Origin of the sequence: Mycobacterium lepromatosis (assembly GCF_000975265.2) — a bacterium.
Lineage (GTDB): Bacteria > Actinomycetota > Actinomycetes > Mycobacteriales > Mycobacteriaceae > Mycobacterium > Mycobacterium lepromatosis.
Genome location: NZ_CP083405.1, coordinates 280,196 through 294,219, shown reverse-complemented (window position 1 = coordinate 294,219; position 14,024 = coordinate 280,196). Strand labels below are relative to the sequence as shown.

Annotated in this window: 12 protein-coding genes and 1 pseudogene; 6 read left to right on the top strand and 7 right to left on the bottom strand. The window is 59.0% G+C overall.

The window, feature by feature from the left end; all coding sequences use genetic code 11:
• The first annotated feature begins 127 nt into the window (after positions 1-127).
• Positions 128-1,723, top strand: coding sequence for an adenylate/guanylate cyclase domain-containing protein (locus tag MLPF_RS01170; RefSeq protein WP_237755928.1), 1,596 nt, complete (start codon positions 128-130; stop codon positions 1,721-1,723).
• A 19-nt stretch (positions 1,724-1,742) separates the two neighbouring features.
• On the opposite strand, the gene topA is transcribed toward MLPF_RS01170, so the two are convergent.
• The 4 genes from topA to cspA form a co-directional block, all read right to left on the bottom strand.
• A complete protein-coding gene (gene topA, locus MLPF_RS01165) occupies positions 1,743-4,553 on the bottom strand; it encodes a type I DNA topoisomerase (RefSeq protein WP_045842316.1) in 2,811 nt (936 codons plus the stop codon).
• A 213-nt stretch (positions 4,554-4,766) separates the two neighbouring features.
• Positions 4,767-5,369, bottom strand: a complete 603-nt coding sequence (locus tag MLPF_RS01160) for a hypothetical protein (protein WP_045842315.1) — start codon at positions 5,367-5,369, stop codon at positions 4,767-4,769.
• Positions 5,366-5,518 (bottom strand): hypothetical protein, encoded by a 153-nt coding sequence (locus MLPF_RS01155; RefSeq protein ID WP_156146920.1) that lies wholly within the window; start codon positions 5,516-5,518, stop codon positions 5,366-5,368. Before MLPF_RS01155 ends, MLPF_RS01160 begins: the two co-directional genes overlap by 4 nt.
• Before the next feature lie 25 nt (positions 5,519-5,543).
• The gene (gene cspA / locus MLPF_RS01150) at positions 5,544-5,747 is read right to left on the bottom strand and encodes a cold shock protein CspA (RefSeq protein WP_007166602.1); all 204 of its coding nucleotides are present in this window, start codon (positions 5,745-5,747) and stop codon (positions 5,544-5,546) included.
• Between the two features lie 348 nt (positions 5,748-6,095).
• Between cspA and MLPF_RS16745 the strand changes: the two are divergent.
• The 4 genes and pseudogenes from MLPF_RS16745 to MLPF_RS01130 form a co-directional block, all read left to right on the top strand.
• A pseudogene (locus tag MLPF_RS16745) lies at positions 6,096-7,369 on the top strand (DEAD/DEAH box helicase); the annotation flags it as partial.
• A gap of 1,259 nt (positions 7,370-8,628) precedes the next feature.
• Positions 8,629-8,796: a PAS domain-containing protein gene (locus MLPF_RS01140; protein ID WP_156146919.1), complete on the top strand. Its 168-nt coding sequence runs from the start codon at positions 8,629-8,631 to the stop codon at positions 8,794-8,796.
• 1,429 nt (positions 8,797-10,225) lie between these two features.
• The gene (locus MLPF_RS01135) at positions 10,226-10,426 is read left to right on the top strand and encodes a hypothetical protein (RefSeq protein WP_045842313.1); all 201 of its coding nucleotides are present in this window, start codon (positions 10,226-10,228) and stop codon (positions 10,424-10,426) included.
• A 252-nt stretch (positions 10,427-10,678) separates the two neighbouring features.
• Complete coding sequence (locus tag MLPF_RS01130) at positions 10,679-10,849, top strand: hypothetical protein (protein ID WP_237817104.1); 171 nt, start codon at positions 10,679-10,681, stop codon at positions 10,847-10,849.
• Here MLPF_RS01130 and MLPF_RS01125 read toward each other — a convergent pair.
• Positions 10,846-11,076, bottom strand: coding sequence for a hypothetical protein (locus MLPF_RS01125; RefSeq protein ID WP_237817227.1), 231 nt, complete (start codon positions 11,074-11,076; stop codon positions 10,846-10,848). The genes MLPF_RS01130 and MLPF_RS01125 overlap by 4 nt on opposite strands.
• Entirely contained in the window at positions 11,048-11,947 is a 900-nt protein-coding gene (rsmI, locus tag MLPF_RS01120; protein WP_236684814.1) for a 16S rRNA (cytidine(1402)-2'-O)-methyltransferase, read from the bottom strand. The genes MLPF_RS01125 and rsmI overlap by 29 nt, the downstream gene beginning before the upstream one ends.
• 69 nt (positions 11,948-12,016) lie before the next feature.
• Between rsmI and MLPF_RS01115 the strand changes: the two genes are divergently transcribed.
• On the top strand, positions 12,017-13,558 hold the full coding sequence (locus MLPF_RS01115; RefSeq protein ID WP_162196850.1) for a dolichyl-phosphate-mannose--protein mannosyltransferase: 1,542 nt from the start codon (positions 12,017-12,019) through the stop codon (positions 13,556-13,558).
• Between the two features lie 198 nt (positions 13,559-13,756).
• Here MLPF_RS01115 and MLPF_RS16740 read toward each other — a convergent pair whose 3' ends face one another.
• Positions 13,757-13,993, bottom strand: coding sequence for an arginine deiminase family protein (locus MLPF_RS16740; protein WP_236684813.1), 237 nt, complete (start codon positions 13,991-13,993; stop codon positions 13,757-13,759).
• Positions 13,994-14,024: the final 31 nt, after the last annotated feature.

Below are 14,024 nucleotides of genomic sequence, written 5' to 3'. Positions count from 1 at the left end.
ACCGATATGACACTAATCAGCGGCCGTGTCGCAACATTTCCGTAACCTCTAACCGCCCGCATCGCCGGGTCTCAGCCGGCAAAGACGCTGGAGGTTTCGACAAGTCACCGCAGACCGATACGGTTAGGTGGTGGCAACCCAGGCGGCAGGACTGCCCGCGCGGATCAGTACGTTCATCCGTTGGGGGATACGCACCCCGTGGCCGCTGTTCTCGCTGAGCATGCTGCAGTCCGACATCATCGGCGCCCTGTTCGTGCTCGGTTTCCTGCGCTACGGTTTGCCACCCCAAGACCGCGTTGAACTGCAGGATCTGCCCCTTCGCAACTTGGCAATCTCCACCACCTCAGTGGTCGTGGCGTTCTCCACCGGGTTCGCAGTGAACCTGAAACTACTGATGCCAGTTTTCCGATGGCAGCGCCATGACAACCAGCTCGCCGAGGCTGATCCTGCCGCGATCGAACTGGCCCGGAGCCGCGCGCTGCGTATGCCCTTCTATCACACCATCATCAGCTTGGTGACCTGGGGTATCGGTGGGGCGGTATTCATCGTCGCCAGCTGGTCGGCAGCCAGGGATTCAGCGCCCATTGTGGCGCTCGCCACCGCACTGGGCGCCACCGCGACCGCAATTATCGGCTACCTGCAGTCTGAACGGATCTTACGACCAGTGGCCGTGGCAGCCTTGCGCAGCGGCGTGCCAGAGAACGTCAAAACACCCGGCGTAACCTTGCGGCTGATGTTGACCTGGGTACCGTCCACTGGAGTACCGGTCCTGGCAATCGTGCTGGCAGTGGTGGCCGACAAGATTGCCTTGCTGCATGCCGTGCCGGAGCAGTTTTTTAGCCCCATCCTGCTGCTGGCGTTGGCAGTTCTGGTCATCGGACTGGTGAGCACCTGGTTGGTGGCTATGTCGATCGCTGATCCGCTGCGACAACTGCGCTGGGCGCTATCCGAGGTTCAGCGCGGCAATTACAACGCGCACATGCAGATCTACGACGCCAGTGAGCTGGGCTTACTGCAAGCCGGCTTCAACAACATGGTGCGTGAGCTGTCCGAGCGACAGCGGCTTCGTGACCTGTTCGGTCGTTACGTAGGCGAAGACGTGGCCCGCCGGGCCTTGGAGCGCGGCACCGAATTGGGTGGGCAAGAGCGTGACGTCGCGGTGCTGTTCGTGGACCTGATCGGCTCCACCCAACTGGCCGAGACAAAACCACCCACCAAGGTGGTCCACCTGCTTAACGAGTTCTTCCGTGTGGTCGTGGACACCGTGGGGCGACACGGCGGGTTCGTCAACAAGTTCCAGGGTGATGCCGCGCTAGCGATCTTTGGAGCACCGATCGAGCACCCGGACAGTGCCGGTGCGGCGCTGTCGGCCGCACGTGAGCTGCACGACGAACTCCTACCGGTGCTGGGTAGTGCAGAGTTCGGCATTGGGGTGTCAGCCGGCAGGGCCATCGCCGGTCATATCGGCGCGCAAGCCCGCTTCGAGTACACCGTAATCGGCGACCCAGTCAACGAGGCAGCGAGGCTTACCGAACTGGCCAAACTCGAGGACGGCCATGTGCTCGCGTCGGCAATCGCAGTCAGCGGTGCGCTCGACGCCGAAGCCTTGTGCTGGAACGTCGGCGAAATCGTCGAGCTACGCGGACGCACCGCACCCACCCAACTTGCTCGACCGCTGAATCTTGCTGTCCCTGAAGAGATCTCCAGCGAGGTGACTGGCTGACCCGCAGAACAGGACTAGTTTAGCTGCGCTTGGCCGTCTTCTTCGCCGGGATCTTGCGAGCCTTCTTAGCAGTCCGTTTAACCGGACCCCGGTCCCGTCGTTCAGCCAACAATTCGGCGGCACGTTCATCGGTTATCGACACCACATCGTCACCCTTGCGCAGGCCAGCGTTGGTCTCACCGTCAGTGACATACGGACCAAACCGGCCGTCCTTGATTAGCATTGGCTTACCCGACGTCGGATCAGTCCCCAGCTCACGCAGCGGCCTCGGCGAAGCACTTTGTCTACCAGCACGCTTCGGTTCAGCGAAGATCTTTAACGCTTCGTCGAGGGTGATGATGAACATCTGGTCTTCGGTTGCCAGTGGTCGAGAATCGTTGCCGCGTTTCAGATATGGGCCGTAACGCCCGTTCTGCACGGTGATCTCTTCACCTGAAGCAGGGTCCACGCCAACAACCCGAGGCAATAACAACAGTTTCAGCGCATCCTCGAGAGTGACCGTTTGCAAATCCATGCTCCGCAACAACGCCCCGGTCCTCGGCTTGGGACTTTGAGAAACGGAAGCCTTCTTACCCTTATTACTTCCCTGATCCGCTGCACCGTCGTCGTCATCGTGCTTAGGCAAGACCTCAGTCACATAAGGCCCGTACCGGCCGTCTTTGGCGACGATCTCGTGGCCAGTTTCTGGATCCACCCCCAGGAAGCGCCCCTCTTGCTGTGTGGCGAAAAGCTCCTCGGTAGCCTCCAAGGTGAGCTCATCCGGAGTGAGCATGCCTTTGAGGTTGGCCCGCTGCGGGGTGAGCTCACCATCATCGCCTGCCAACAAGCGTTCCAGATATGGCCCAGTCTTGCCTAGCCGAACATAGACAGGACGACCCTGCGCATCGTCAAAAAGTTTGATGGAGTTGACCTCTCGTGCATCAATGCCTTCTATATTCACACCAACCAACTTCTTCAAACCCCCGGAGCGGGCTATCGAATCGGGCATACCGTGGTTGCCCCCGAAGTAGAAGTTGTTGAGCCAGTTGGTGCGTTGCTCATTCCCGGTAGCGATCTCGTCGAGCTCGTCTTCCATCACCGCGGTGAAGTGGTAGTCGACGAGGCGACCGAAATGCTGCTCCAAAAGACCGGTAACAGCAAACGCGACCCACGACGGCACCAGAGCGCTGCCCTTCTTCTGTACGTAGCCGCGGTCCTGGATGGTCTTTATTATCGACGAGTACGTCGACGGACGGCCGATACCTAACTCCTCCAACGTTTTAACCAAGGAAGCTTCAGTATAGCGCGCCGGAGGGTTGGTAGCGTGCCCTTCCGGGGTCAGATCGATAACAGCCAGCCGTTGACCAGAGGTCAGATGGGGCAGTCGCCGCTCAGCGTCGTCAGCCTCGCCGCCGGCCAGCTCGTCCACGGTTTCCACATAGGCCTTAAGAAAACCGGGGAAGGTCAGGGTGCTCCCGGAAGCCGAGAAGACAACATGTTGCTCGCCGGCTCGGCCCTCGATCCGCAAGCTCAGCGTAGTACCGTGAGCGTCGGCCATCTGCGAAGCTACCGTGCGCCGCCATACCAGCTCGTAGATCCGGAATTCGTCACTGTCAAGTTCGCCACGCACCGCGTCCGGAGTAGCGAATGTCTCGCCGGCAGGCCGGATGGCCTCATGGGCTTCCTGGGCGTTCTTTACCTTGCGGGTGTACTGACGCGGCGATTCAGAAACGTACTCTTCGCCGTAGAGCTGACGCGCCTGCGTACGAGCGGCGTTGATCGCCGACTCGGACAGAGTGGTCGAGTCGGTACGCATGTAGGTGATGTAGCCGTTCTCATATAGCCGCTGGGCGATGTTCATCGTGCGTTCCGCGGAAAACCGCAATTTGCGTCCGGCTTCCTGTTGCAGCGTCGACGTCATGAATGGCGGGTACGGCCGCCTAGTGTAAGGCTTATCCTCTGCTAACGCCACGGTAAGCTGAGCGCCGCGCAATCCTGCGGCCAACGTGGTTGCGTTCAGGTCGTCAAGGACAGTGATTTTGGAGACCTCACAGTCTGCACGTAACGTTCCCAGCGAACCGAAATCGCGGCCGGTAGCGATCCGCAGGCCATTTACAGCCGTAAGACGGGCGACGAAGGTGGGCGGCTGGGCGGTCGGATCGGACACACTGGCGTCCAACTTGGCAACAATGTCCCAGTACGCTGCGCTGCAGAACGCCATCCGATCGCGTTCACGCTGCACGATGATGCGGGTGGCCACCGATTGCACGCGGCCGGCCGACAGCTTAGGCGCGACTTTCTTCCACAGCACCGGACTAACTTCATACCCGTACAGCCGGTCCAGGATGCGTCGGGTCTCCTGCGCGTCAACCAAGTCGATATCCAGTTCACGGGGATGCGCAGCGGCAGCGAGGATCGCGTGTTCGGTGATCTCGTGGAAAACCATCCGCTTGACCGGAACTCGCGGTTTCAGAGTCTGTATCAGGTGCCAGGCGATAGCTTCGCCCTCGCGGTCACCATCTGTGGCCAGATAGAGCTCGTCGGCGCCTTGAAGCAGGCCTTTGAGTTCAGTGACGGTACTCTTCTTCTCGGGGTTGATGATGTAGAGCGGTTCAAAGTCTGCGTAGACGTTTACGCCCAGCCGAGCCCACGGCTCGGACTTGAACTTCGCGGGCACATCGGCTGCCGTCCGCGGCAGGTCACGGATATGCCCCCGGGATGACTCGACTATGTACGCAGATCCTAGATAGTCGGCCAATTTGCGCGCTTTCGTCGGCGACTCGACTATAACAAGTCGCCGCCGACTCCCATTTCCGCGGCTCCTAGAGCCCTTAGGGCCCTTCACCGACATCGGGTCAGCCAACTTCGCTTACGCTCCATCATCATCTTATTCCGGCCTCTTCCGAGACCCCCCCTTCACGAAGAAATTACCGGCCGGCTGTCTAAGACTCCGATGAAAGTCAGCTGCGTTGACATTTCTCCGCCTGCGGGCAACTAACAATTTCGCACCCTCGGGTGAGCCTGCACAAACCGACTGCAAAAAACATAAGATCTTAACGGTACGCTAAACTCGCGGCCACAGCGCTAACGCCTCGGCCCAGTCGGGAGGTTCCCCAACGTTTTCTAACAGGCGCGATAGCCTACGACGACCGCTGATCCGAAGCGCCGGTCGACTACTGCGTGTGCCGATTAGGGTGGGCGCAATTCCGACCCGCATCAGAGCCGACGCCAACGGTGAGTGGGTATCGGGTGCGTGCGGATCTAGACCCAGCAGGTAACGGTCGGCGGCCTCCGGGATGCCGGCTGTCAAAGTCCACACTCGCAGCTCGCGCGGCCCGGGTAACCATCCCGGGGGCACCGTTTTGACCGCGCCGCGTGTCCATTCGACGGCGATCGGACACAACCGCGGGTCCACCGTCGTCCTGACCAGCGGAGTGCCTTCCTCAGTCCGGGAAATCTCAGGTAACAAACCAGTCTCGCTAATCATCTCGGCCAGCGCCGAGGCACGCCAGGGCTGATCTACCGCCACCGAAAGCCGGGCGCCCGGGACGGAACTTTTACCAGGAGCGTTAACCACCACGATCTGGCCGAAAGCCGCGAGCACACCGGAAAGATCGGCGATTGCAGGGAGCAGCAACTCGGCCGTGAAGAAGGAAAGCTGACTCACGCTCCCGACAGTAGGCCAGCTCGGCGATCCGCGGCTTGAGCAATCTTGCTCAGCGCCTGCCCAGAGGCGCCAGGCAGCCAGGTCGGCGGTATTCGAACAGCAGCTAGATAACGAAGACCCCCGGCCGCACCCGCTAAGCGGGAAGACACAGGGGTTTCGCCAGAATCTGCCGGATCAGACGGAGCGAACTCCGGTGGCTTGGGGACCCTTGGGGCTGTGGCCAATCTCAAACTCGACCTTCTGGTTCTCTTCAAGGGTGCGGAAGCCCGAACCCTGAATCTCCGTGTAGTGGACAAAAACATCCGCAGAACCATCCTCGGGGGCGATGAAGCCGAACCCCTTCTCCGCGTTGAACCACTTCACAGTTCCCTGTGGCATCTCTAGATCTTTCCTTTTCTTCTGGGTGCAGAGCACCGCCTTCCGATGCCCCGGGCCGGGTACGACCGCCATACCTCGCGGAGTCGCCGGAACTTCACCCGACCAATAACCTCGCAGGAACCGCGACCGCAACATTGTTCCTGCGAAAGTGTGACACGAACACAGAAGCTGCGACCGCCACCAGTCAATCATGTTCCTCGTCTCGGCGACAGACTCTTGTCGTGGAGTGATTCTTGACGGGATGGTCTCTTAACCCCAGCGGTCATCCCTACGCTGGATTTCGGGAGGCATGACGCGGCTGCGAGGCCCGGAAATCGTGGAATCGCGAAGAATCAAGGAGGGTTTGCAATGGCGAGTTTCGGCAGTGAACTGCTTGCCGCCTTTATCCCCTGGTAACATGCTAAACGAGCATCCGTTGCGCCATGTTGCCGAGTTACCATCCTGCGGCGGTGAGCAGGATCGTTAGCCAGCCTGGGCTGAGCCGGCATAGTACGATCGTCTGCCGACCGCGGCATCAGCTCTCCGGGGTTAGATCAGTCCCTGGCCGCCAAGCTGACTCACTCCGGCCGCTATGTGTGTTGTGGACACCGGCACCGCGTCGGGCAATCACTCGTCATCAACTTCCCGGGCGCAATACGCTGGCGGCAGACCCGAAAGCCCGAGCCCTGTTACTGATCGCCGACTAAAGCGCTCGGCTACAACCAGTTACACCCCGCTCACGCACTGGTCAGCGCCGTGCTGCGGTTATATGGTTATTATGACGTCGCACCCACTTCCTACGGCGGCGACAGTCCTGCCGAGGTGCGCTGCTTTGCCCGCGAGCGTTACCGGTGGCTGTTCGCCACCCCCGGTTGGGCCGTCTTGTTGCGTAGCCTTCGTTTTGTGTTCGTCGATGATTGCCATCAACTACCATGACGTTTTTCGGCTCCAATGCAGTAATGGTGCTGAAGCGCGGCTAGCGGCGGTGCCATCGCTCTTCTGCCCAGCCAGGTAACATCTTGGCGGTGATCGTCACCGGCGCGAAAATGGACTCGCCGAACTCATCAGCCAACCAGTCGAGGAAGTCATCAACGACGGTTCACCACAGGGATCCCGCAGTTCACGTTGTGAGAGTCCGCTCTGCGGGCTAACCTGACCTGCACGGCGAAAACGGAGCTTCCGCGCGCTGCTCCGCGGACGCCAAAGTGGCACGAGTGATGGCCAGACCTGATCGCTGAGAGAGCGCAGACCTTGACGTTCATGCGGTCGCGATGTGCTACGGAACTCACCGCACTGGGTGCGGCAAAGCGGCTGAACGATATCGCTCCGACGCGGTCGGGCACGGTGACATCGTGTCGCGCCGGCTATCTCGCCGCGGGAGCGCAGCACGGTAGAGCAGGGCCGGCTGCACGGCCGGCCCACCACCAACGCGCTGGAGCTGGACGTCGATAGCGTCGGTTGAGACACGGAGGTGTTCGCCAGCTTTCCCGGGACAGTCGCATCGTGCTGGCGGCAGGCCATGACAAAACTCACCGGCCGTTAGTCGGCGCGGCCAAGGCGCCCTAGTGGTATTGATCGTTCGTGACTATCCGCTGGACACGTACCTGGTCCACCACCTCACCGCGCTGCTGGGAGAAAAAATTCTAGCACATCTTTATCGATCCTGCGCCGCAGGCTTACTGGAGAGGTGGTCGACTTCATCGAACTGGAGATACCCGAGCGGATGTCCGTTGTGTGCCAGTAAACAAAATGCGGCAACGACCTCTAGACAAAGCCGGCGCGGCGTAGACACTGTAGCCGGTGCTTGCTGAATTGGGTCCAGGAGTCACGCTTAGCCGCAGTGGATGGAGATCGAACCCTAGACGGTCGACGTCAACAATCTGCTTCGTTACTACACCCGAACGCACTGCTTCGCTTGTAACGAAATACCTAACTGCCGTAACACCGCACTTCAAACATTTCGGACAACACACTACGTTCGTGATACTAGACCATAAGGACGTAGCAAAAAAGTACCTTGCTCCGACCAGAATGCACAACGACCGGAGTGCACAACTCAGGTCACCACAAATGCGGATAGCAAGCTTAACGACGTTGTCCTTTCTTGAAGATAGGCATTGCTTGGTGCAACCACGCACCGTGCGTGATCGACGCCAGTCGGGCGGGTGGCGTCGATCAAGACTTGTGTGCAATCGTTTACGCTGGCCAACAGTGCATTAAGCCAAAATCCTCTGCAAGAGTTACTCACAGTGATAAACGCACTCGCCCAGACGATGGGGAGGGGGATGCCTACTTATGCCCCACGACACCTGCGTGCCCGAGTAAGCATAGCAACGCCAGTGGTGCTGGTAAGTTCGGCCAGATCGGCGGGACCGGCAGGACCAGCGAGGTTGGAGCAACGACCTGGCGGCTGTTCGTCCGGGGCGGGATACACAGGTTGCCGTAACCGGCGAGCCCACGTTTAAGTTGTGCGATCAGTCCAGTTGCCCCAGTTTGGCCAGGTAACTTCGAATCTGCAAACACTAGATCAGCAATCGCCGCGACCAGATGCGGTAGGCTCGCAAACAGCCCCAGCGCGCCTGTGGTCACGGTCCCCACAGCCAATTATCTTGTGCTGCTTGATAGACACCCAGAGACGCGGCGTGCCCCACGCAGCAACATAATCTAAGGGTCGCGTAGATAAACATTTGCCAGCAGATCTACCCAACTGTATAAACTTAAGTATGACTTCGCCGTATGCCTCACAAGTAGCTAACTCGTGGAAACGCATAGGACGCATTCAACGCTCAACTCATGCCTGACGGTTTCCAGGCCTTCTACCCGAACCGGTGGTTATAACCGTGTGCAAGTGTGGACTAGTCCTGCTTATGAGCAACCGCCGTAGCTGCCCACCTCTAGCCTTTTGACCTGCGATCTAGCCCGTGACGTGGCCACCGACACCCGAGAGTCGCTGGCCAATAGTGGCAAGAATCCCGGCGTGAAAGTCATCTATAGCAGGGCTTTCGCGGACGATCTTCCTTCGCGCGAACTCAAGCACAACGAAACAAAAGTGCTTACAATGGTGCCTTGATACCGAGCCAGGCCAAAAGCTTTGCAGCAAGTGGGATCTCACCGATTGGCCGAGAAAAACCGATCAGGACAGGCTTCCGCACGCGCAACGCGTTGAAGCCGGGGCAAAACCACCATTACCATCTGAGCGCACGGATAATCAACTAGCGGGCTGGTGCTCAAAGATCCATGGACATCCATCGATGGTCTGGCCGAGCGTGTCTTCAGCAGGTTAGCATAGGCGGGAGTAGATCGGGCGCTCCTCGACCTCAACAATTCGACTTGAGTGAAATGGCTTGACGCGCCCTGCCCACTTTACAATTGACAGAGCAAGCACCTGATAAGCGTTTTTACGAACGGACCCCGTGATGTAATCCATGACAAAAGAAACCTTCCATGAAGCTGTGGTGGTATACTACTGATTTTCAGGTTCGACAACGACTTGGACTTGGGCGCCGGTACATGTAACCGTCAACCTAGTGGAACTAGAACCTGATACGTTTAGCCCGGTCTGGTCATGCTGCAATTGCTCACCAATGATGAACTTGCCGATACAAAACTGCCCAAAACCACAACTGATAAGGCCTGGATCTAATCATCGCTAGAATAGCGGTGATTAGGTCGAGCAGCCCATAGATATCTATCATATTCTTGCTCGATCTGTCCCAGTGCAGCGCAACACGCGCATCGCCGCCCTGATCAGAAAGTCGGGATATTTTTGGCATGGCAGCCAGGTCGTGGACACTCCCCGTAGCAGACTCGTCGACCGCTTCGGTACTTCGGTGATTACCACTACAACCTTACACCAGAACGCTGGAAAGCTGTTTGCACCAAATTCCCACGACTGCAATATCAATATATAGTGGCTCTAAATGAATATCGATGTATGGTACTCACCTCGAACTTGATCATCCCGGGTCGCCAAACAGGCCCTGTCGTGCACTCAGCCACTATGCCATGGACTCTTAACGGTCTTGAGTGGTCAGGAGATATTCGCAAGTGCCAGTTATCGTTCGTGATCGCAACCCCGGAGATACTGCTAACGGCGGCCAGTAGCGCCACCGTTGCCCGGACCAGGAAGCTGGTAACAGGGGCACTACGAGGAATCGGCAATCATAGGCCGAAGTATTCCGTATTCTACGGCCATGCTTATCAGGAACTCAGCGCTCAAGCGGCGTTTTCCATAACCAGTTCGTGCACGCTTTGACCGCCGCCCGGGCAACGATCTATGCGGACGTCGACGTCCCGAATTCCTCACCGTTGCGGACCGTAGTGCACGCGGGGATCTGTCTAGCAGCGTCGATACGCCCACCGAGACGGCGTTTGGCGACCTCTAATCGGCAACGGCTCCCCCCATTAGACAGAACAAAACGGCGGAGCCGGCAATATCTTCATCGGTAGCGACATCGCGGGCGGTTTTGGCTCGACCACCGAAATGATAGCAACGCACTGTGGCGGGACTGATTGGCACCGGCGGAGTCGGTGGGGTTCAATCCATCTTACGGTATGATATGGAGCGAGTGGAGCCGGCAGTGCCGGCGGGCTGGTCGGCGGCGGAACTGCTCTACGGATCCAGCTGGACCAACAGCGAAACTCACGTAACCCTAGACGTCTTTGGCATCAGGGGCAAGGTCGGGCAACTGCTCGGATAAACGTGGATGACGGGGAAGATAGAGCCGGGCATGCTGTGCTAACTCCGTGTGAACTCTTGTGCTCTAAGACAAATCCAACTGGGGTGTTGGTCAGGGGGTGTGGTGAACGGGTGGTTGGCTGTGGTGGCCGGGGGTGTTGGTGTTTGTGGCAGGAATTGTTGGTCGGTTTCATAGGTGGCAGGTGAAGTAGTGTTCTGGTGTGCCATCGCTGGCCGATACGGTCGGGAGTTTGGTGGGCTAGCCTAGATCTTGTTGGCGCTGGGTGTTGGGGGCGCTTTCGGGTGCATGCTATGGCTGTGGGGTGTCTGTTTGTTCACCGGCCCTCGGCCAGCCGGTGTGCCCCCGGCTGTGTTGGTGCCGTGTTGGTTTCACAGTTCGTCGATGACCTCGCAGCCGGTGATGACGCGTACGGCGGTGCTCTAGCCTAGGGCAGTACTTGACTTTTTGTGGGGATCGACCGCGGAAGGAAGATAAAAGCCATCCACGGCGTGATCTGGTGACTTGTGCGCGTGGCGGGCTAACACATCACCAGAAAAGCGCAACTGATCCCCGGCCACCCGCCACACCAGACGCACCCCCAGCATCGCCAGCTTCGATGTCGCGGCCGGTGACCAACGCCAACTACTCGGCGGCCCTTGCAAGCAGCCCACCTACGCCGCGACCAACCCTAAACCACCAACACAACCACACCTGGCGTGCCCTCAAGACCGCATCGTAGAGCTGGCGCGAGCGCACAGACGAATGCACAGCGGCCACCTGGCCACACGCGTCCTTAACGCGGGCACCCCCTGCTACGAGGTTCTCCACCTCGGGAACTAGCGAGAACAGGTCGGCACGCGGAGTCGCACCAGCCAGCACGACGGTAATCTCGCCGAGCACACCGTTGGCCGCCCAGGTTGCTAACTTGTCAAGCGATCCACGCACCACCTCCTCGTGCACCTTAGTCAGCTCCCGGCAGACCACCGCCGTACGGGCACTGCCGAGCTGGTCTACGGCATCGCGCAAGCATGCGGCCAACCGGCGCGGCGATTCGAAGAACACACAGGTGCGCCTTTCGTCGGCTAACGAAGCCAACCAGGTTCTACGCGCCGAGGTCTTGCGTGGTGCGAAACCCTCGAAACAAAACTTATCCGATGGAAGCCCGGACACGGCCAGCGCCGTCATAACTGCGGACGGCCCAGGTAGACACCTCACCGGCAGGCCAGCGGCGATGCACGCCGCGACCAGCCGGTAACCGGGGTCGCTGATCACCGACATTCCGGCATCGCTAATCACCAGCACCGTGGCGCCAGCTTCGATCTCGGCTACTAGGGCAGACACCTGCACGGCCTCTACCTGGTCGAACAGGCTGACCACCCGACCGGTGATGACTACGCCGAGCGTTTTCGCCAGAGCTCTCGCCCGCCGGGTGTCTTCAGCCGCCACGACATCGGCACAGCGCAGCGCGTCGGTCAACCTTCTCGACGCATCTAAAGGATGGCCCAACGGGGTGGCACCCAGCAACAGGCAACCATCGGTCATGAATGACAGCCTACGATCGACGTAATGACCGCCCCACCCATCGAAACACTCGCCGCCGTGGAGGAGCGCATCGTACCCGTGATAAGCCCGGCGCCGCTGACCCCTGTGGCAGATTTCGGGCCAACCGATGATATGCGCGGTTGGATCGCGACCGGCGTAATCACCTTACTGGCAACGGGGACGCGTTTCCTCAATCTGAGCTCACCGACCGATGCCGGCACACCCATCTTCGACGAAAAGCACTATGCGCCGCAGGCGTGGCAGTTGTTGCACAACCATGGGGTGGAAGACAACCCCGGCTTCGGCCTGGTTGTTCATCCCCCGATCGGCAAGCAACTGATTGCCATCGGGGAGGCCATCTTCGGCTACAACGGCGTGGGCTGGCGATTCAGCGGTGCACTACTCGGCGTGGTCATGGTGGCACTGGTGATGCGGATCGTGCGGCGGATCACCCGCTCGACACTAATTGGCACCATCGCGGGACTGTTGGTTATCTGCGACGGCGTCAGCTTTGTTACCGCACGCACCGCGCTACTCGACGGCTTCCTCACCTTCTTCGTGGTCGCAACGTTCGGCGCACTCATCGTCGACCGCGATCAGGTCCGCCAACGAATGCACACAGCGATCACGGAAGGGCGGTCCACCGAAACGGTTTGGGGTCCGCGGCTCGGTGTGCGCTGGTGGCGCTTCCTGGCCGGTGTACTCCTCGGATTGGCTTGCGCGACAAAGTGGTCCGGTCTGTACTTCGTGTTGTTCTTTGGTGTTATGTCGTTGGCGTTCGATGTGTCGTCCCGACGCCAATACCAGGTGCTTAACCCATGGTGGGGAGTCCTACGACGTGACGTTATCCCCACCGGATATGCACTGGGGCTCATCTCTTTTTTGGTGTACATAACCAGCTATGCACCATGGTTTGCGTCCGAGACCGCGATCGACCGGCACCAGGTAGGGCAAACGATTGGACGTCACGGGATGATCCCACTGCCCGACGCCGTTCGGTCGCTGTGGTACTACCACGCCAAGACACTGCAATTCCACGCTGGCTTGACGAATTCTGCAGGCAACTACCACCCGTGGGAATCCAAACCGTGGAGCTGGCCAATGTCGTTGCGGCCGGTGCTGTACGCGATTGACCAGCAAGACGTGCCCGGTTGCGGGGCACAGTCATGCGTCAAAGCCGAGATGCTAGTCGGCACGCCCGCGATGTGGTGGCTGGCGGTGCCCGTCCTGGTCTACGCTACTTGGCGAACGGCCATTCGGCGAGATTGGCGCTACGCGGCTGTTTTGGTTGGGTATTGCGCGGGGTGGCTCCCGTGGTTCGCCGACATTGACCGGCAGATGTACTTATTCTATGCGGCAACGATGGCACCGTTCTTAGTGATGGGCATCGCGCTGATCCTCGGCGACATTCTCTACTCCCCGGGGCGCGACTCGAGTCCCAGAGACCCTAGTACCCATAACGACGAACGACACACACTCAGGCTAATCGCCGTCTCCTGTTATGTGGCTTTAGTGGTGACGAACTTCGTTTGGCTGTTTCCTGTGCTCACCGGCCTGCCTATCTCACACCAGATCTGGAACATGGAGATCTGGCTTCCCAGTTGGCGCTAGGTGCTACAACAAGATTGCAGCGAAGGCTGTGTTTGGGGTGCTAACCGTAACAGTTGCGGCAATCTCGGCACTGAAAAACTACTGTGGATAGCGTCAACAAGGCAGAACATAAAACTAAAATAAACTGGTATCAGTGCCAAGTCGGAACCTGCTACGGTTACCACTTCTATACCCTCATATCCACAAGCAGGAATTATGTTATGTTCTACGCTCATAGGAGGCAACAACACAAGTAGTCAATGTCAACGTGTTGTCGACATCGTTCCACTGTTCAAGTTCGGCGATAACGGGATCTAGTTCGGTGTCAATGACCAGCATCTTGTCAATACCTATCGCCTTGCGGGGCACTAGAGAACATAGAACAGCGTCGCTAATAGTCACAACATGGCGCACGTTGGATCGCGAATGCCGGGTGCATATTGACGACGTTTGCATACATCACCACCGTGTCCGTGTCGACCCTCAC

Excerpts from the sequence above, each read along its gene's own strand:
- topA (WP_045842316.1), bottom strand. The coding sequence starts at position 4,553 with ATGTCGGTGAAGGGCCCTAAGGGCTCTAGGAGCCGCGGAAATGGGAGT.
- cspA (WP_007166602.1), bottom strand. The coding sequence starts at position 5,747 with ATGCCACAGGGAACTGTGAAGTGGTTCAACGCGGAGAAGGGGTTCGGC.
- rsmI (WP_236684814.1), bottom strand. The coding sequence starts at position 11,947 with ATGACCGATGGTTGCCTGTTGCTGGGTGCCACCCCGTTGGGCCATCCT.
- MLPF_RS16740 (WP_236684813.1), bottom strand. The coding sequence starts at position 13,993 with ATGCAAACGTCGTCAATATGCACCCGGCATTCGCGATCCAACGTGCGC.